This is a genomic window from Caulobacter sp. GW821-FHT10C03 (genome assembly GCF_059415485.1).
The window spans coordinates 130,176-147,050 of record NZ_JBWKNI010000004.1 but is presented as its reverse complement, the minus strand read 5'-3'; the positions used below and the strand labels follow the sequence as shown (position 1 = coordinate 147,050).

The window sequence follows — 16,875 nt, the reverse complement described above, 5'->3', positions numbered from 1 at the left end:
TCACCGCTTCTTCCGCGCCGCCACCTCCAGCGCCTTCCGCGCCCATTCCACCAGCAAATCCTGATCGTCCATCGCCTCGGCCGGGGCGCTCCAGTAGGCCATGGGCTTGCCTTCGCCGAAGGGATCGAAGGCGTGGCCGCCTGCGGCTTCGAACTGGGGTTTGAGGGCCTCGTCGCCCTTGAGGTAGAGGGTGTCGTCGTCGAGGATCGCGAAGAACAGGCCGTTCGCGTAGAGGCCGACTCCGCCGAACATCCGCTTGGGCTTCAGCGCTCCCAGCGGGGCCAGTTGCTCCAGCACGAACTCCAGGAAGTCATTCGAAACCGCCATGCCCGTCACCATCCGTCCCGCCGCGCCAGAAGACGCCGCCCTGATCCTGTCGTTCGTCCGCGACCTGGCGGAGTACGAGAAGCTGCTGCACGCGGTGGAGGCCACGCAAGCCCACATCGAGGCGGCGCTGTTTGGCGAGCATCCCAAGGCCTTCTGCGACATCGCGGAGATCGACGGCGAGCCGGTGGGTTTTGCTTTGTGGTTCTACAACTTCTCGACCTTCGTCGGCCGGCACGGGATCTATCTGGAGGACCTGTTCGTGCGGCCGGCCGCGCGCGGTTCGGGCGCGGGCAAGGCGCTGCTGGCCAACCTGGCCCGCCGCTGCGTGGCCGAGAACCTGGGGCGGCTGGAATGGGCCGTGCTCGACTGGAACGCCCCGTCGATCGCCTTCTATGACAGCCTCGGGGCGGCGGCGATGGACGAGTGGATCGTGCGGCGGATGACGGGCGAAGCGCTGGAGCGGCTGGCGGCGAGCTGAGGCGCTACTCCAGCCGGTCGGCCTTGCGCAGCGCCGGGAACAGCCAGGCCCAGGTTCCGGTGACGACCATGGCGCCCAGGCCGCCGAACACCGCCGCGCCGACGGGGCCGAGCAGCCAGGCGACCGCGCCGCTCTCGACCTCGCCCAGTTCGTTGGAAGCGCTGATGAACACGCCCGAGACGGCCGAGACGCGGCCGCGCATGGCGTCGGGGGTGACGATCTGCACCAGGGTCTGGCGGACATAGACCGACAGCATGTCGGCCCCGCCCAGCACCGCCAGCGACGCCACCGACAGCCAGACCAGCTTGGACAGGCCGAAGACCACGGTGGCCGCGCCGAACACGAACACGCCGGCGAACATGATCCGGCCGGCGTGGCGGCGGATCGGCTGGCTGGCGAGATAGAGGCCGACCAGGGTCGCGCCGATGGCCGGCGAGGCGCGCAGCAGGCCAAAGCCGCCGGGGCCGATGTGCAGCACGTCGCGGGCGAAGACCGGCAGCAGGGCCGTGGCTCCGCCCAGGATCACCGCGAACAGGTCCAGCGAGATCGAGCCGAAGACGATCTTGTTGTTCCAGACATAGGCCAGCCCTTCCTTGATAAGCTCCAGGCGTGAGCCGGGCTGGGCCTCGGGCTTGGTCGGCCGGCGGATGGCCGACAGCAGCAGCAGGCCGACGACATACAGAACCGCCGCGCCGCCGAAGGCCAGGCCCGCCGAATGCACCAGCAAGAGGCCGCCCAGCGCGGGGCCGACGATCGAGCCGGCCTGCCAGGCCAGGGCGTTCCAGGCGATCGCCCGGGGCAGCAGCGGCCGGGGCACCAGCATCGGCCCCATGGCGCCGGTGGCCGGGGCCATGAAGGCGCGGCTGGCCCCGAAGAACACGGCGACGACGAAGATCGGCCACAGGGCGTGGACGCCTTTGATCGCCAGGAAGAACAGGATCAGCACGCTGACGATGTCGATCCCCAGGGTGATCATCGCGATGTGCTTGCGGGTGCGGCGGTCGGCCGTCTCGCCGGCCAGCAGGGTCAGCAGGAACAGCGGCACGAACTGCGCCAGGCCGATCATGCTGACCATGAAGGCCGACTCGCCGACCGACATGGTCTGGCGGGCGATGGCGTAGACCTGCCAGCCCAGGGCCACGGCCTGGATCTGCACCCCCAGCGTGCCGACGAAGCGCGCCCCCCAGAAGCAGAGATAGTCCCGCTCGCGCAGCAGGGCGCGGGTCGAGGTGTCGGGGGCGATTTCGGCGTCGGCCGGCGAGGAGGGGTCTGACATTTCGGCGCGGACCCTGCCCCTTGAGGCGAAGCGTCGCAATCGCGTTTGTCTCATAAGGCCGTCGATTTCGTTGACGTCGGGGTCATACGGCCCTATGCCGCCCGCCTCTGCCACCGGGAGCGCCGCTCATGCGACGCCTGCGACGAACCTGCGCCGCGCCGACTTCGGTCCGCGCCTGAACGCCCCGGAAAGGCGGCCGTCGCGGCCGCGTCACGCACCGGGGATAAAGCCCCAGTACGTACCCGGATCTTTCGTCGCCCCATGACCGCTTCTTCTGCTTCTTTCGTCGCCGCTATTCCTCAAGATGCTCCCGCCATCGAGGTCGAGGCTCCGCGCCACGCCGCCGCCGTCGAGGCGCTGGTCGATCGCGCCTTCGGGCCGGGCCGGTTCGCCAAGTCGTCCGAGCGGCTGCGCGAGGGCAATCGCAAGCTGGACGACTGCTCGTTCGTGGCCCTGCGCGGCGACGCGGTGATCGGCAGCGTGCGCCTGTGGCCGGTGACTATCGGCGGCAAGCCGGTCGCGTTCCTCGGCCCGCTGGCGGTCGACGCGACCCAGCGCAGCGCCGGCCTGGGCCAGGCCCTGGTCGAGACCGCCTGCGCCGCCGCCGCCAAGGCCGGCTGGAAGGCCGTGCTGCTGGTCGGCGACGCGCCCTATTTCGCCCGCATCGGCTTTTCGGCCGCGCCGGCCGCCAAGGTCGTGATGCCGGGTCCGGCCGACCAGCGCCGGGTGCTGCTGAAGGCCCTGGTTCCCGGCGGCGACGAAGGTTTCGAAGGCCGCGTCGCGCTCGCTTAGGCCAGCATCGCTTGAGCCGGGAGCGCGCATGGCCTACCTGAGGGCCATGCCCTCCGACACAGCCCGCACCGGACTTCAAGGCGTCGCCGACGCCGCCAAGGCCGCGGGGGAGCGCGGCCTGCCGCCGGTGCATCTGTGGAACCCCGCCCACTGCGGCGACATCGACATCCGCATCCGCAAGGACGGGGTCTGGTTCCACGAGGGCACGCCGATCGGCCGCGAGGCCCTGGTGCGCCTGTTCTCGACCATCCTGCGGCGCGACCCTGACGGCTTCCACCTGGTCACCCCGGTCGAGAAGATGAAGATCGTGGTCGAGGACGCGCCGTTCATCGCCGTGCGCGTCGATCGGGCAGGCGAGGCCCTGCGCTTCCTGACCAATGTCGGCGACGAGGTCGAGGCGGGGCCGGAAAACGCCATCCGCGTCGAGGAGGATCCCGCCACCGGCGAGCCTCGACCCTATCTGCACGTGCGCCGGGGGCTGGAGGCGCTGATCGCCCGCCCGGTGTTCTACGAGCTGGTCGAGATGGCGGCCGAGGGCGACACGCCGGACGGCCCGCGCCTGGGCGTTTCGTCGAACGGCGCCTGGTTCCCGATCGGACCCGCTGCATGATCCCGCGGACGGACGTGGCGGCGCGGCGGGCCTGGATCCGCGAGCGCCTGGACCCGATCGAGGCCTATGATCCCACCGTGGAGAACGTCTGGCGTTCGGACTACGACCTCAATCCGGGCCTGAAGATGGACAATCCGCACGCCCTGCGGCCTGCGGCGGTGCTGATCGGCCTGGTCGAGCGCGGCGACACGCTGAACGTCATCCTCACCCGCCGCTCGGACGCGCTGCGCAGCCACACCGGCCAGGTCGCCTTTCCCGGCGGGCGCTGCGATCCGGGCGAGACCCCCTGGGGCACGGCCCTGCGCGAGGCCAACGAGGAGGTGGGGCTGGACCCGCGCTTCGTCGAGGTGGCCGGCCTGCTGAACGGCTACGCCACGGTGACGGGCTTCTACGTGACGCCGGTGGTCGGCTTCGTCGATCCGGACTGCACGCTGATCGCCAATCCCGACGAGGTGGCCGACGTCTTCGAGACGCCGTTCGACTTCCTGATGAACCCGGCCAACCACCAGCGCCAGCATCGCGACACGCCCACGGGGCCGCGCTACTTCTACGCCATGCCGTGGAACGAGCGGTTCATCTGGGGCGCGACGGCCGGGATGTTGCGGGCGCTGTACGAACGGTTGCATCCGGATGTCCCGACAGTTGGGGACGATGGTGTTTCCCCTCTTGGCGGGTCGAGCCATTCCCTGAAATAGTCGTTTGAAAGCAGGACGTCCCACCCGCGCCAACGGGAGACGGCCTGCCGTTGCGTAAAGGGGGACTTCGCGTGCAGACCCAGACCATCGGCAAGGCGCCGTGGATGGAATGGCCCGAGACCAAGGCGGTGATCGCCGCGCTCGAGGCCAAGGGCCGGCCGGGTTGCGCCCGCTTCGTGGGCGGCTGCGTGCGCAACACCCTGATGGGCAAGCCGGTCGACGACATCGACATCGCCACCACCCTGACGCCCGACCAGGTGATCGAGGCCCTGGGCGAGGCGGGCCTGAAGGCCATCCCCACCGGCGTCGACCACGGCACGGTGACGGCGGTGGCCAAGAAGATCCCGTTCGAGATCACCACCCTGCGCCGTGACGTCTCGACCGACGGTCGCCGGGCGGTGGTGGCCTTCACCCATGCCTGGGAAGAAGACGCCCAGCGCCGCGACTTCCGCTTCAACGCCCTCTATGTCGATGGCGAGGGACGGCTCTACGACCCGACCGGACACGGGGTGCAGGACGCCAAGGACGGCAAGGTGGTGTTCGTCGGCGAGCCGATGACCCGCATCCGCGAGGACTATCTGCGCATCCTGCGCTTCTTCCGCTTCCAGGCCTGGTACGGCAAGGGCGAGCCCGACCAGAAGGCCCTGGCCGCCTGCAAGGCGCTGAAGGGCCTGGTCTCGGGCCGCGCCGCCGAGCGCACCCAGAAGGAAATCCTCAAGCTGCTGGCGGCCGATGATCCGCGTCCGGCCCTGCGGCTGATGGCGGCGACCGGCGTGCTGGCGGCGATCCTGCCGTTCGTCAAATCGCTGGCGCGCCTGGACGGCCTGGTCGCCATCGAGACCGAGCAGCTGTTCGAGAACGACGTCGAGTTGCGCCTGGCCGCCCTGATCCCCGACGACGTGGCCCTGGCCCGCGAACTGGCCGAGCGCCTGCGCCTGTCCAACGCCCTGAAGGAGCGGCTGGCCGAGGCGGTGGGAACCTCGCCGCGCATCGTCTCGTGGATGAGCCCGCGCGAGGCCCGCCGGGCCGTCTATGCGCTGGGCCTGCGCACCTTCACCGACCGGGTGAAGCTGGCCTGGGCCGCTTCGACCCGCCTGGCCACCACCCCTCAGTGGCGCGCCCTGCTGGCCCTGGCCGAGACCTGGGATCAGCCGTCCTTCCCGCTGACCGGCGAGGAAGTGATGCGCGCCGGCGTCGGCAAGGGGCCGCTCGTCGGCGAGGTGATGCGCGAGGTCGAGATCTGGTGGATCGACCAGGACTTCATCGAGGACAAGCTGTCGGTGATCGAGCGCCTGAAGGCGGTCGTCCAGGGCATGGCGGTTTAACGAAACCTCCCCCTATGGGGGAGGTGATCGCGTAGCGATCGGTGGGGGGAGGCCGTGCGAGATCGGCCGACGCTTCGAAAGCTGAAAACGGTCCCCCACCGGCCTGCGGCCGCCTCCCCCATGGGGGGAGGGGCCAGCAAGCCGGCGCCCTCTCCCTTGAAGGAGAAGGCGCCGTGTCACCTCAGTTCAGGCCGAACGAGGCCTCGTAGATGATCGGGGTGTAGGTCCCCGAGGTCCAGTAGATGCGGGCCTTGCTGGCGTTGACCGTCGGGAAGGTCACCGTCTTGGAGGCGCCGATGGTCGTGCCGGTGTAGGCCGTGGTCCAGCCGACCGTGGGGCCGGCCCAGTACTCGATCCGGTAGCCGCCCGTACGATCGCCGAACTCCGACATCGTGGCGGTGTTGAACGGCTTGCGGACGCCGAAGTCGACCTCCAGCCAGGTCCCGGCGATGTTGGCGCCGCTGCCCTGCCAGTTGGTGTTCGGATCGTTGTCGAAGGCCTTGGCCGCGCCCTGGGTGGCGTCCCACTGCGACGAAGCCGTGTAGGAGCGGTTCAGCGCGAGGTTGGCCGAGACGTTCGGCGTGGCGTTCAGGCTGGCCTCGTAGATGATCGGCGTGTCGATCCCCGAGGTGAAGTAGAGCCTGGCCTTGCGGCCGGTCACCGCCGGGAAGGTCACGGTGCTGGAGGCGCCGATGCCGGTCCCGGTATAGGCCGTCTTCCAGGTCGAGCCGTTCAGGTACTCGATCCGGTAGCCGGTGGTGCGGGCGCCATACTCGCTGATCGTCGCCTGGCTGAAGGTGGAGTCCTTGCCGAAGTCGATCTCCACCCATTGATTGGCGAAGCCCGAGGCGGCCTGCCAGTTGGTGGACGGGTCGCCGTCGAAGGCTCCCCGCGCCGTCTGGCCGGCGTCCCAGTTGGACGAGCTGGCGTATTTCAGCGCGTTCGACAGGGCGTCGATGCGGTCGGTCCCCTTGGACAGCGTCGGGGTCAGCCAGCCGCCCTCGTCGAACTCGTTCCAGGCGTACATGATCACCGTGTTGGCGTCGGCGGTCGCGGCGAAGTTCTGGTTCCAGGTCAGGGCGTTCTGCAGGTTGGTCGCCACCTCGGCCGCCGTGGCCTGCTGGGCCCAGGCGTTGGTCGGCGGGGTGGGGCTGACGAAGCTCTGCGGATAGAGCGCTCGGGGGCGGTTGTCCCAGCCGGCGGTGACCCAGGGCACCACCTTGTGGCCGGTGGCCTTGTGGTTGTTCCAGTTGGCGCTGTTCTGGCTGATCACCTGCGAATAGGCCGCGCCGTTGATCGGGCTGTCGGCATAGGCGCTGACCGCGTCGGCCCCGACCGTCGAGGCGATGCTCGCGGCGGTGGACGAGGTGGGGTTCATCACCACGATGTACGGGTTGGGCAGGCCCGCCGTGGCCGCCGCCGCGCGCACCTCGGTCACGTAGCTGGCCGCATAGCTGTCAGCCGAGAAGCCGAACAGATAGAGCAGCGGCCGGCCGTTCAGCACCTTCTGGAAGTGCGGCTTGGCCATCTCGGTCACCAGGGTCGGCGTCGGGATCGAGCCCGGGCCGAGCACCAGGGTGAAGTTCAGGCCCTCGCGCTGGGTGCTGGCCTGGTAGAGGTTGCGGGCGATGTCCATGCCGCTGCCGTCGGCGTAGTAGCAGAAGGCCCAGTAGTTGATGCCCGCCCGCTTGGCGTAGGCGATGTCGGCGTCCATCTGGCCTTGCGTCAGCTGGCGCACCTGGACGCTGCTGGTCGAGGTCTCGACCCCGTAGAACGGGATCCGATCGTGGAACTGGTTGGGGCCGAGGGCGCCCTCGACCTCGAGACCGATGTGCGAGCCGGCGATGACGCCGTTGGTGCTGGTGTCGCCCACCCAGGCGTCCCAGCGGATGGCGCCGACGGTGGCGCCGGGGCCGTTGGCGGCCAATGCCGCGGCCGGGGTCAGTGACGCCAGGCACAAGGCGGCCGCTACGGCCATCGCGCGTTTGGACGCCCGGCCGCGTAGAGGCTGGAAGCTATGCATGTCTGAAATACCTTTTGGTTCAATAGGTTTGGGTTGAAGCCACGCCGGTGGAAAATTCCCGGCGGGCGGCTGCGTCGACCGCGGCGGCGTGATCCTTGGATCCGGCCCCCGTTTTCGACAGTTCCTATTTTGTTCTCATGTTGCGACAGAGTCGGACGCCTCGGCCAGCCTGGCCGACCGAGGCGAAGCGATTTTCGCGTCTAGCGGAGTTCGAAGTAGACCGTGCCTTCGCCCTCGGTGTGGGCGACGATGGCGATGTCGTGCTCGACGCCGTCGTCCAGGGTCAGGCGGCCGCCGCCAGCGCGGAAGGCCTCGCGCATCGCGGCCGGCTCGCCGGTCAGGCTGCCCTTGCCGGCACGCCGCGCGGCCGAGCCGCCGGTGATCAGCAGCGAGAAGTCGATGTCCTGCCGCTGGCGGGAAATGGTCAGGGCGCCGGCGCCCGTACGGGGAGTGGGGGGAACTTTACGCATGGCGATGATAACGCCGAGCTTGGCCGTTCGATCCGGGACGATCGAAATAAGGCGTCGGTCGAGCAGGTCGTGACGAGATTTTCCAAAAATGAAAGCGGCCTGGCGCCGCTTGTGGAAATGAAAAAGATTCGAAATCGCTTGTGAAATAATCCACAGGCGCGCATGATTTGGCGATCGAATATCGAAATGGTTCGGCCGCTCTCCACGCTTGTTCTTCGGATCGAGCGCCCGAGTCTACCCAAAACCTCTCCGAAAATTTGATCGCGCGGACCATTACGGCCGTGCGGCTACACCTGTCTTAAGGATACTCTCCCATGGCTACCGGCACCGTGAAGTGGTTCAACTCCACCAAGGGCTTCGGCTTCATCCAGCCCGACGACGGCGGCGCGGACGTGTTCGTCCACATCTCGGCCGTCGAGCGCTCGACCCTCGGCTCGCTGAACGAAGGCCAGAAGGTCGCCTTCGAACTCGAGCGCGACCAGCGCAGCGGCAAGATGTCGGCCGGCCAACTCCAGGCCGCCTGATCTCGACGTCTCAATTCGCCCGCGGGATCCTCCCGCGGGCGTTTTCGTGAAGGGATCTCATGAGTTCATTCCAAAACGTCGGCCATGCCGATCGCCTCAAGACCGCGGCGCAGGCCAAGGCGGCCCTGCTGGCCAAGTTCAAGCCCAAGGCGGCTGTCACCGATCCCCAATTCGAAGACCGCGCCGCCCTGCGCGCGGCCGAACTGACCGCGGTTCGCAAGGAGCGGTCCGCCGCGCGGGCGCTCATCAAGGCGGAAGCCGTCGAGCAACAGGCGGCCCAAGACCAGGCTCAGGCGGCTTTGGCCGAAGAAGCGCTTGCCGCCAAGCGTGGAGCGCGTAAGGAACGTAAGGCGCTCACCAACGCTGAAGCTAAGGCCAAGCGCGACGCACGTTACGCCGCGCGTAAGGCCCGCGCCTGACTGCGCGGACTTTCTTACAAAGGGAGCCGCCATGGCCCGCAAGCCGAACTACAATTTCGAACGCCAGGAACGCGAGCGCCTGAAGGCGGCCAAGGCCGCGGAAAAAGCCGCCGAGAAAGCCGCCGAACGCGCGGCCAAGCGCGCCGAGTCGGGCGAAGGCGAGGGCGAGGGCGAGCCCTCGGCCTGATCCGCCGGCCCTGAGCCGAGGGGCCTTACTTCTTTTCCGGGTTCCGGACCGACGGGCCTTCCATCTTGGAGGTGTCGGTGTTGATCGGCGGCAGGTTCGCCGGCCGGCCGGTCAACTGCTCGATCGGATAGATCGTGCCGCACTTGAGCCATTTGCCGGCCCAGGCGCCGCCTCGCGCCTCGCACTTCGCCTTCGGCCACACCCACAGGTAATGATAGCCGAACACGCCAACGATGCTGGCGAGGAAGATGCCGATGAAGATGATCTTCAGGCGGTTGATCGTGCGGTTCATGGCGGCGTCTTAAGCACCGGCCGCGCTATGTGGCTAGCCCCATTTCGCGAGGCGGAGCGCCGGACGGCGCTGACGGCGCGCGGAAGGTGTCGTACATTTGTTTGAATGATCCCTGAAAAAGAGCATTACGCTTACGTTAGGGGAAACTTGCAAACCTGTGCGGACGCGCTAAGTCGATTGTCCAAGCAGGGGAAACCTCGAAAGAGCAGCCAGGAGGCGGCGTAGACCGATGAAGGTTCTGGTCCCGGTCAAACGGGTTATCGATTACAACGTGAAGGCTCGGGTGAAAGCCGACCAGACGGGCGTCGACCTGGCGAACGTCAAGATGTCGATGAACCCGTTCTGCGAGATCGCGGTCGAAGAGGCGGTGCGCCTCAAGGAAAAGGGCGCGGCGACCGAGGTCGTCATCGTCTCGATCGGCCCGGCTCAAGCCCAGGAAACCATCCGCACGGCGCTGGCCATGGGCGGCGACCGCGGCATCCTGATCACCAGCGACGCCGACCTCGAGCCGCTGGCCGTGGCCAAGCTGCTGAAGGCCGTCGTGGCCGAAGAGCAGCCGGGCCTCGTCCTGATGGGCAAGCAGGCCATCGACGGCGACAACAACGCCGTGGGCCAGATGCTGTCGGCCCTGCTCGACTGGCCGCAGGCGACCTACGCCTCGGCGATCGAGATCTCGGGTTCGGCCGCCAAGGTCACCCGCGAAGTCGACGGCGGCCTGCAGACGCTCGACGTCGACCTGCCGGCCGTGGTCACCGCCGACCTGCGCCTGAACGAGCCGCGCTATGCGTCTCTGCCCAACATCATGAAGGCCAAGAAGAAGGAAATCGCGCAGAAGACCGTCGCCGACTACGGCGTCGACGTCGCTCCGCGCCTGACCGTCGTCAAGGTCACCGAGCCCGCCAAGCGTTCGGCGGGCGTCAAGGTCGAGTCCGCCGCCGACCTCGTTTCCAAGCTCACGACCGCGGGGGTGCTGTAATGGCCGTTCTCGTCATCGCCGATAACGACAACGCGCACCTGCGCGACGGCACCCACAAGACCGTCACCGCCGCCCTGAAGCTGTCGGGCGACGTGGACGTGCTGGTGCTGGGCTCGGGCGTTTCGGCTGTCGCCGCCGAAGCCGCCAAGATCGCCGGCGTCCGCAAGGTGCTGACCGCCGAGAGCGACGCTCTGGGTCACGGGATCGCCGAAGCCCAGGCCGACGCCGCCCTGGCCATCGCGGGCAACTACGATGCGATCCTCGTTCCGGCCACCGCCGGCGGCAAGAACTTCGCCCCGCGCATCGCCGCCAAGCTCGACGTCGCGCCGATCAGCGACATCGTCGAAGTGGTGTCGGCCGACACCTTCGTGCGCCCGATCTACGCCGGCAACGCGCTGGAGACCGTCCAGTCGTCCGACGCCAAGAAGGTGATCACCGTCCGTCCGACCGCCTTCCCGGCGGCCGGCGAGGGCGGCTCGGCCTCGGTGGAAGCTGTCTCGGGCGCCGATGCGGCCAAGACCCGCTTCGTCAGCGAAGAGATGGTCAAGTCGGACCGTCCGGAACTGGCCGCGGCCAAGATCGTCGTCTCGGGCGGCCGCGCCATGGGCTCGGCCGAAGAATTCCAGGCGGTCATCGAGCCCCTGGCCGACAAGCTGGGCGCCGCTGTCGGCGCTTCGCGCGCCGCGGTCGACGCCGGCTACGCCCCGAACGACTACCAGGTCGGCCAGACCGGCAAGGTCGTCGCCCCGCAGCTCTACATCGCCGTGGGCATCTCGGGCGCCATCCAGCATCTGGCCGGCATGAAGGACTCCAAGGTGATCGTCGCGATCAACAAGGACGCCGACGCGCCGATCTTCCAGGTCGCCGACTACGGCCTGGTCGCCGACTACAAGACCGCCGTGCCTGAACTGCTGAGCGCGCTCACCGCCGCCGGCAAGTAAGGCTTCTCGCCTGTCGAGAACGGAAGGCCCGGGAGCGATCCCGGGCCTTTTGCTTTTTGGGGCGCTTTCTCCTCCTCCGTGCAAACGGGGGAGGGGGACCCCGAAGGGGTGGAGGGGGCGAGACTGGGCGCCGTGCCGGCCGTCGCCCCCTCCGTCACGTCGCCGATGGCGCCGCGCCTCCTCCCCCGTTTTACGGGGGAGGAGTTGGGTCCCTTTTTTGATCTGGATCCTCCGCAAAACCCCTTATGCGGCCTCCCGGATTTGCGCGGGATCGGGCTTGGGCTTAAGCCGATCCCATGACGCAACAAGCCGACACCCTTTCCGATCTCGACGCTCAGAAGGCCCGCGCCAAGGCCTGGTTCGAGAGCCTGCGCGACCAGATCTGCGCCGCCTTCGAGACCCTGGAGGACGAGGCCCCCGCCGCGCTCTATGGCGACAAGCCGGGCCGCTTCGAGCTGAAGCCCTGGGATCGCGCGGCCGGCGGCGGCGGGGTGATGGGCATGATGCACGGGCGCCTGTTCGAGAAGGTCGGGGTGCACGTCTCGACGGTGTTCGGGACCTTCCCGCCGGAAATGGCCAAGACCATGCCGGGCGCGGCCGAGGATCCACGGTTCTTCGCCACCGGCATCAGCCTGATCGCGCACATGACCAATCCGCGCGTGCCGGCCGTGCACATGAACACCCGCTTCATCGCCACCACCAAGGGCTGGTTCGGCGGCGGCGGCGACCTGACGCCGCTGCTCGGCTACCAGCGCCAGCAGGACTTTCCGGACGCCATCGACTTCCACGCCGCCTACCAGCGTGCCTGCGACAAGTACGATCCAGACTGGCACGCCAAGTACAAGGCCTGGTGCGACGAGTACTTCTTCCTGCCCCACCGCAACGAGCCGCGCGGCATCGGCGGCATCTTCTACGACCACCACGACAGCGGCGACTGGGAGCGCGACTTCGCCTTCACCCAGGACGTCGGCCGGGCGTTCCTGGAAATCTACCCGACCCTGGTCCGTCGTCGGATGGGCGAGGCCTGGACGCCGGAAGAGCGCGAGCAGCAGCTGATCCAGCGCGGCCGCTACGTGGAGTTCAACCTGCTCTACGACCGCGGCACGATGTTCGGCCTGAAGACCGGCGGCAACGTCGAGTCGATCCTCAGCTCCATGCCGCCCGAGGTGAAGTGGCCGTAAGGGGCGATTCTGAGGCGGTGTCGGGCGGCTACAATTCATATGGGTTTGAGCGCGTCGGACGGCGAAGCCGTCTAAACTCTGGTCCAACGCGCTCAAGGCACCGCCGCCCTGAAGAAGAGCCTTCCTAGCCCGGTGTGATCTCGTCGAGGGTCAGCAGGCCGTCCTCGTCCACGTCGAGGCGCTGGAAGCGGGCGATGGCCTCCTTGCGCATCTTCCTGACGGCCAGCTCGATCAAGGGATCGGGCGCCTTGGCCTTCAGTTGAGCCACCGCGTCGGGCGGAAAGGTGGCGCCGGCGACGTATTCGTCTCGCGTCAGCCGCTGGTCGCGGTCAGTATCGCCCAACTTGAACACCGCCATGGCCGCGCCCACGCGCATCACCCGATATTCCTCGAAGCTCAGTCGCTTGTCGCGATCGATGTCCAGGCGGTCGAAGGTGGCGGCCAGGCCGGGCGAGCCGAGGGTGAAGCCTGTCTTCCTCGGCCTGGCATCGTCCGGCGGGACGACCGAATAGGTCACTCCGTCGTCGGGGCGCTTGAATTCGGCGAGGCTCAGCAGGCCGTCGTCGTCTTCGTCGAGGGCGGCGAAGTCGGCGCGGAGGCTGGTGGCTTGGCTGGTGGCGGGGGCCAGCACCACGACGCCGCCGACCAGGGCGGCGAGGGCGAGGGCGGGATAGACGAAGGTCCTGCGGATCATCACGGCTTTCTCCGATGTGAGGATTTCCACCGGACGGGCCAGATAGGCGTCGATGAAGTCGCGAAGCACGTCGCTCGCCGGGCGGTTCTCCTGTTCGCACCGCTGCATGAAGTCGCGCTTCATGCCGTGGGGCAGGCGGACCTGCAGCGTCTCGGATTTCTTGGGTTCGCGTCTCATCTGGGCCTAGCTTCCGGCTGTCCGGGCTCGCAAGCAAGCGCCGATCACCGTCGACCGGAACAGCCGAGCCGTCAGGACGCCAGGTCAATCTTGTACGTACAGAGGGCCTCGCGCCGGCTCAGACCGCCAGGCAGACCACCTGGGCCACCCGCAGGTCGCGCCGCAGGCCGTCGGCGATGCGGCCGTAGTTGTCGGTGGTGATGGACTCGCCCGGGGCGAACTCGGGAACGCCGGTGTCGCCGCCGCGGCGGGGCGAGCGGGCGATCAGGGCGCGCAGGCTTTCAGGGGCGGTGGTGTAGATGCGGCCGCGACGCGGGGACTCGGCCACCGTCACGCCGATCACTCTGCCTGCGCTGTCGAGGGCCGGGGCGCCGGAAAGGCCGGCCAGGGTGCCCTTCAGATTGTCGGTGCGGCCGACCTCGGCCCAGACCAGCACCGGTTCGGTGCGGGCGCCGCGGCCGTGGATCACCAGGTTCTCGCGGCCGATCAGGCGCGAGGCGACCTCGCCGGCGTGGCCCTGTGGGAAGCCGGGGTGGAAGGCCCGCATGCCCTTGCGCGGATCGCCGGTGTTCATCGGCATGGCCGGGGCGCCGCCCTCGGTGGTCAGGATGGCGGCGTCGAAGCGTGGATCGATGATGACCTTGGCGGCCACGCCGCGTCCGTCGGCGACCAGGATGGCGGCCGACTTGCAGCCGTCGACCACGTGGCGGGCGGTCAGCCAGATCCCCTGCGTCCCCACCGAGAAGGCCGTGCCCGAGGCCGGCTCCTGCTTGTCGGGCACCTGGACGACGATCGACGGGTCGAAGGGCGAGGCGGGGCCCAGGGGCACGCCTTCCTCGCCGGGCACCGGCGGCGGCGGCGGAGGCGCGTCGGCGCGCTCCTGGCGGCCGACGGCGACCACCAGCAGGGCGGCGACCACGGCGCCGTAGACCAGCCAGTCTGGAAGCTTGGGGAAATGCACGCGCCCCGCTCCGGTTCGTCCCTCCGCCTCAGCCCGCCACGCCGGCGGCGATGATGATGGCGGTGGCGAGCTTGGCGCCGACCAGCAGGGCCGCGGCCGACACCTCGCCCTCGTTGATCCGCTCGGGCAGGCCCTTGAGCATCATGTCGGTCAGGCGGAAGACGAGCAACTGCAGCGCCAGGGTGGCCACGCCCCACAGCAGGATCTCGATCACCGAGGTCGAGGCGGCCAGCGAGGCGGCCAGCGGAATGGCCAGGCCCGTCAGCACCCCGCCCAGCGACACGGCGGCGGCGGCGTTGCCCTCGCGGATCAGCTTGATCTCGCGATGGGGCGTCAGGAGGATGTAGATGGCGGCCCCAGCGATGAGCATGACCATGGTCACGCCCACATGGGTCAGGGTCGTCAGCAGGCCGTTGGCGAAGGCCTGAATCTCGGGCGACTGGATCTGAGGCATGGTTACGCGACCCCCGGGGACTGAAGGGGCAAGCTCTAACACGGGTCGGCGAGTCTTGCGTAGAGGGCTCGCCTCAGGCGGGTCAGCGCGGCCAGGGTTCGGGTGCGCGCAGCCTCTGGGCGGGGCGGACGTCGAGCCGCGAGCGGCCGCAGCGCGGGCAGTCGGCGGGGAAGGCGCCGAAGTGCATTTCCGAGAGGCCATGGAACGGCCCCGCGCTCCAGGCTCCGAGATCCAGGCCGCAGCGCGGGCACTTGAAGAGCAGGGCGTTGGCGGCTTGGAGCAGGACGGTGATGATCAGCAGCGGCCACAGGCCGCCCCACACCGCGCCGCCCATGCAGGCGATCGCCAGGGCGAACAACGCGAGGCGGGTCTTGCCCCAAGGCCCCGGCACGACGCTTAGCCCTCGCCGTTGCAGGTCATCGAGACCAGGCGCTCGGTCTTGACGTCGTACATCACAGAGACGACCGAGCAGCCGCCGTCGGCGATGTCGGGGATGGCCGACAGCGGGCCGATACGCACGCCGATGGTGCGGCCGCTGTCGTCGCGCACCCAGCGGCCGACGATCATCTTGCGGTCGTCCAGCGTGACGCCGGCGTAGTCGCGGCCGTAGCGCCAGGTAGGGGCCATGCCCGGCTTGCGCGAGGTCTGGGATTCCAGCTTGGCCACCTGGGCCGGGGTCGGCGTCCAGTAGGGGCGGCCGCGCGGCAGAGTCGCGCCGGCCGGCGCCGCCGCCAGAATGGTCAGGGAGAGCGCGGCGAGGGCGCGCCCGCGTCGTCTTCCTCTTCCAGCATGCCGGCCATGGCCGCCATCGACAGCTTGCGCAGGGCGCTGGCGCGGACCTTCTCGCTCTCGCTCTTCAGCTGGCCGCAGGCGGCCAGGATGTCGCGGCCGCGCGGGGTGCGGATCGGCGAGGAGTAGCCGGCCTTGTTGAGGATCGCCGCGAAGGTCTCGATCGCGCCCCAGTCCGAGCACTCGTACTGGCTGCCCGGCCACGGGTTGAACGGGATCAGGTTGATCTTGGCGGGGATGCCCTTGATCAGCTTCACGAGCGCCCGGGCCTCGTCGGGGCTGTCGTTGACGCCTTTCAGCATCACGTACTCGAAGGTCACCCGGCGGGCGTTGGACAGGCCCGGATAGGCGCGGATGCCGTCCATCAGCTGGGCGATCGGGTACTTCTTGTTCAGCGGTACGAGTTCGTCGCGCAGCGGGTCGTTGGTGGCGTGCAGGCTGATGGCGAGCATGGCCTGGGTCGTCTCGCCCAGCTTGCCCAGCATCGGCACGACGCCCGAGGTCGAGACCGTGATCCGGCGACGCGAGATGCCGATGCCCTCGTTGTCGCTGATGATCTCGATGGCGTCGGACACCTGGCCCAGATTGTAGAGCGGCTCGCCCATGCCCATGAACACGATGTTCGAGAGCAGGCGGTCTTCCTTGTCGGACGGCCATTCGGCCAGGTCGTCCTTGGCGATCTGCACCTGGGCGACGATCTCGGCGGCCGTCAGGTTGCGCACCAGGGGCTGGGTGCCGGTGTGGCAGAAGCTGCAGTTCAGCGTGCAGCCGACCTGGCTGGAGACGCACAGGGCGCCGACCCGGCCGACCGACGGAATATAGACCGTCTCGACCTCGATGCCCGGGGCCATGCGGATCAGCCACTTGCGGGTGCCGTCCTTGGAGACCTGGCGCTCGACCACCTCGGGGCGGGCGATCGTGAAGGTCTCGGCCAGGCGGGCGCGGGTTTCCTTGGCGACGTCGCTCATCTGGGCGAAGTCGGTGACGCCGCGGTGGTGGATCCAGCGGAACACCTGGGTGGCGCGCATCTTGGCCTTGCCGTGCTCGACCACGCCGCTCTCCGTCAGGGCGGCGATCAGCTGCGGGCGGGTCAGGCCCGACAGGTTGACGGGCGGCTTGGCCGCATCGGCCCCGGTTTGCTTTTCAGCAGGGGCGACGCGGGACAGGTCGAGGGTGACGCTCAAGGGGCGGTCCGGGAAATTCGAGGAATGTGCGGGGTCGAGGCGGGGATATAGCAGATGTGGGCCGGTTTTCCAAAAGCGTGCGGCGAAAGGCCCCCTCCGG

At 68.7% G+C, this 16,875-nt stretch carries 22 protein-coding genes; 11 read left to right on the top strand and 11 right to left on the bottom strand.

Annotation, left to right across the window (positions count from 1 at the left end):
- Complete coding sequence (locus AC07NG_RS06575; protein ID WP_494592804.1) at positions 1 to 327, bottom strand: TfoX/Sxy family protein; 327 nt, start codon at positions 325 to 327, stop codon at positions 1 to 3.
- Here AC07NG_RS06575 and AC07NG_RS06570 point away from each other — a divergent pair.
- Positions 326 to 805, top strand: a complete 480-nt coding sequence (locus AC07NG_RS06570) for a GNAT family N-acetyltransferase (RefSeq protein ID WP_494592802.1) — start codon at positions 326 to 328, stop codon at positions 803 to 805. The two genes, AC07NG_RS06575 and AC07NG_RS06570, sit on opposite strands and share 2 nt — an antisense overlap.
- A gap of 4 nt (positions 806 to 809) precedes the next feature.
- Here AC07NG_RS06570 and AC07NG_RS06565 read toward each other — a convergent pair whose 3' ends face one another.
- Positions 810 to 2,081 (bottom strand): MFS transporter, encoded by a 1,272-nt coding sequence (locus AC07NG_RS06565; protein ID WP_494592800.1) that lies wholly within the window; start codon positions 2,079 to 2,081, stop codon positions 810 to 812.
- Positions 2,082 to 2,342: 261 nt separating this feature from the next.
- Between AC07NG_RS06565 and AC07NG_RS06560 the strand changes: the two genes are divergently transcribed.
- The 4 genes from AC07NG_RS06560 (at position 2,343) to AC07NG_RS06545 (ending at position 5,503) form a co-directional block, all read left to right on the top strand.
- Positions 2,343 to 2,873 (top strand): GNAT family N-acetyltransferase, encoded by a 531-nt coding sequence (locus AC07NG_RS06560; RefSeq protein WP_494592798.1) that lies wholly within the window; start codon positions 2,343 to 2,345, stop codon positions 2,871 to 2,873.
- Between the two features lie 46 nt (positions 2,874 to 2,919).
- Entirely contained in the window at positions 2,920 to 3,483 is a 564-nt protein-coding gene (locus AC07NG_RS06555; protein WP_494593067.1) for a DUF1285 domain-containing protein, read from the top strand.
- Positions 3,480 to 4,178 (top strand): CoA pyrophosphatase, encoded by a 699-nt coding sequence (locus AC07NG_RS06550; protein WP_487292147.1) that lies wholly within the window; start codon positions 3,480 to 3,482, stop codon positions 4,176 to 4,178. The genes AC07NG_RS06555 and AC07NG_RS06550 overlap by 4 nt, the downstream gene beginning before the upstream one ends.
- Before the next feature lie 104 nt (positions 4,179 to 4,282).
- On the top strand, positions 4,283 to 5,503 hold the full coding sequence (locus tag AC07NG_RS06545; RefSeq protein WP_494593065.1) for a CCA tRNA nucleotidyltransferase: 1,221 nt from the start codon (positions 4,283 to 4,285) through the stop codon (positions 5,501 to 5,503).
- A gap of 181 nt (positions 5,504 to 5,684) precedes the next feature.
- Here the strand turns inward: AC07NG_RS06545 and AC07NG_RS06540 are convergent, their stop codons facing one another.
- Both AC07NG_RS06540 and AC07NG_RS06535 read right to left on the bottom strand, forming a co-directional pair.
- A complete protein-coding gene (locus tag AC07NG_RS06540) occupies positions 5,685 to 7,481 on the bottom strand; it encodes a galactose-binding domain-containing protein (protein ID WP_494592796.1) in 1,797 nt (598 codons plus the stop codon).
- A gap of 245 nt (positions 7,482 to 7,726) precedes the next feature.
- Positions 7,727 to 7,996 carry a hypothetical protein gene (locus AC07NG_RS06535; protein ID WP_487292145.1) on the bottom strand — a complete coding sequence of 90 codons (270 nt, stop codon included), beginning with the start codon at positions 7,994 to 7,996 and terminating at the stop codon, positions 7,727 to 7,729.
- A 314-nt stretch (positions 7,997 to 8,310) separates the two neighbouring features.
- Here AC07NG_RS06535 and AC07NG_RS06530 point away from each other — a divergent pair, with 314 nt between their 5' ends.
- Genes AC07NG_RS06530 through AC07NG_RS06520 form a run of 3 tightly spaced genes read left to right on the top strand, consistent with a single transcriptional unit; the run spans position 8,311 to position 9,126 of the window.
- The gene (locus AC07NG_RS06530) at positions 8,311 to 8,520 is read left to right on the top strand and encodes a cold-shock protein (protein ID WP_110120022.1); all 210 of its coding nucleotides are present in this window, start codon (positions 8,311 to 8,313) and stop codon (positions 8,518 to 8,520) included.
- Positions 8,521 to 8,579: 59 nt separating this feature from the next.
- Positions 8,580 to 8,939, top strand: a complete 360-nt coding sequence (locus tag AC07NG_RS06525; protein WP_492855781.1) for a DUF6481 family protein — start codon at positions 8,580 to 8,582, stop codon at positions 8,937 to 8,939.
- A 31-nt stretch (positions 8,940 to 8,970) separates the two neighbouring features.
- Positions 8,971 to 9,126: a hypothetical protein gene (locus AC07NG_RS06520; protein ID WP_492855780.1), complete on the top strand. Its 156-nt coding sequence runs from the start codon at positions 8,971 to 8,973 to the stop codon at positions 9,124 to 9,126.
- 25 nt (positions 9,127 to 9,151) lie between these two features.
- Here AC07NG_RS06520 and AC07NG_RS06515 read toward each other — a convergent pair whose 3' ends face one another.
- Positions 9,152 to 9,418 carry a hypothetical protein gene (locus AC07NG_RS06515; RefSeq protein ID WP_487292143.1) on the bottom strand — a complete coding sequence of 89 codons (267 nt, stop codon included), beginning with the start codon at positions 9,416 to 9,418 and terminating at the stop codon, positions 9,152 to 9,154.
- A gap of 229 nt (positions 9,419 to 9,647) precedes the next feature.
- Between AC07NG_RS06515 and AC07NG_RS06510 the strand changes: the two genes are divergently transcribed.
- From AC07NG_RS06510 to hemF, 3 genes are all read left to right on the top strand, one after another.
- Positions 9,648 to 10,394, top strand: a complete 747-nt coding sequence (locus AC07NG_RS06510) for an electron transfer flavoprotein subunit beta/FixA family protein (protein ID WP_487292142.1) — start codon at positions 9,648 to 9,650, stop codon at positions 10,392 to 10,394.
- Complete coding sequence (locus AC07NG_RS06505) at positions 10,394 to 11,335, top strand: electron transfer flavoprotein subunit alpha/FixB family protein (RefSeq protein ID WP_492855779.1); 942 nt, start codon at positions 10,394 to 10,396, stop codon at positions 11,333 to 11,335. The genes AC07NG_RS06510 and AC07NG_RS06505 overlap by 1 nt, the downstream gene beginning before the upstream one ends.
- Positions 11,336 to 11,631: 296 nt before the next feature.
- Positions 11,632 to 12,516, top strand: a complete 885-nt coding sequence (gene hemF / locus AC07NG_RS06500) for an oxygen-dependent coproporphyrinogen oxidase (protein WP_494592792.1) — start codon at positions 11,632 to 11,634, stop codon at positions 12,514 to 12,516.
- 124 nt (positions 12,517 to 12,640) lie between these two features.
- On the opposite strand, the gene AC07NG_RS06495 is transcribed toward hemF, so the two are convergent.
- The 6 genes from AC07NG_RS06495 to rlmN form a co-directional block, all read right to left on the bottom strand.
- Positions 12,641 to 13,387, bottom strand: a complete 747-nt coding sequence (locus AC07NG_RS06495) for an EF-hand domain-containing protein (protein ID WP_494592790.1) — start codon at positions 13,385 to 13,387, stop codon at positions 12,641 to 12,643.
- Positions 13,388 to 13,505: 118 nt separating this feature from the next.
- The gene (locus AC07NG_RS06490; RefSeq protein WP_487292138.1) at positions 13,506 to 14,348 is read right to left on the bottom strand and encodes a S1 family peptidase; all 843 of its coding nucleotides are present in this window, start codon (positions 14,346 to 14,348) and stop codon (positions 13,506 to 13,508) included.
- Between the two features lie 28 nt (positions 14,349 to 14,376).
- The gene (locus tag AC07NG_RS06485) at positions 14,377 to 14,802 is read right to left on the bottom strand and encodes a DUF350 domain-containing protein (protein ID WP_487292137.1); all 426 of its coding nucleotides are present in this window, start codon (positions 14,800 to 14,802) and stop codon (positions 14,377 to 14,379) included.
- A gap of 82 nt (positions 14,803 to 14,884) precedes the next feature.
- On the bottom strand, positions 14,885 to 15,193 hold the full coding sequence (locus tag AC07NG_RS06480) for a hypothetical protein (protein WP_492855776.1): 309 nt from the start codon (positions 15,191 to 15,193) through the stop codon (positions 14,885 to 14,887).
- A 5-nt stretch (positions 15,194 to 15,198) separates the two neighbouring features.
- Positions 15,199 to 15,429: a hypothetical protein gene (locus AC07NG_RS06475; RefSeq protein WP_494592786.1), complete on the bottom strand. Its 231-nt coding sequence runs from the start codon at positions 15,427 to 15,429 to the stop codon at positions 15,199 to 15,201.
- A 113-nt stretch (positions 15,430 to 15,542) separates the two neighbouring features.
- On the bottom strand, positions 15,543 to 16,775 hold the full coding sequence (rlmN, locus tag AC07NG_RS06470; protein ID WP_494592784.1) for a dual-specificity RNA methyltransferase RlmN: 1,233 nt from the start codon (positions 16,773 to 16,775) through the stop codon (positions 15,543 to 15,545).
- Positions 16,776 to 16,875: the final 100 nt, after the last annotated feature.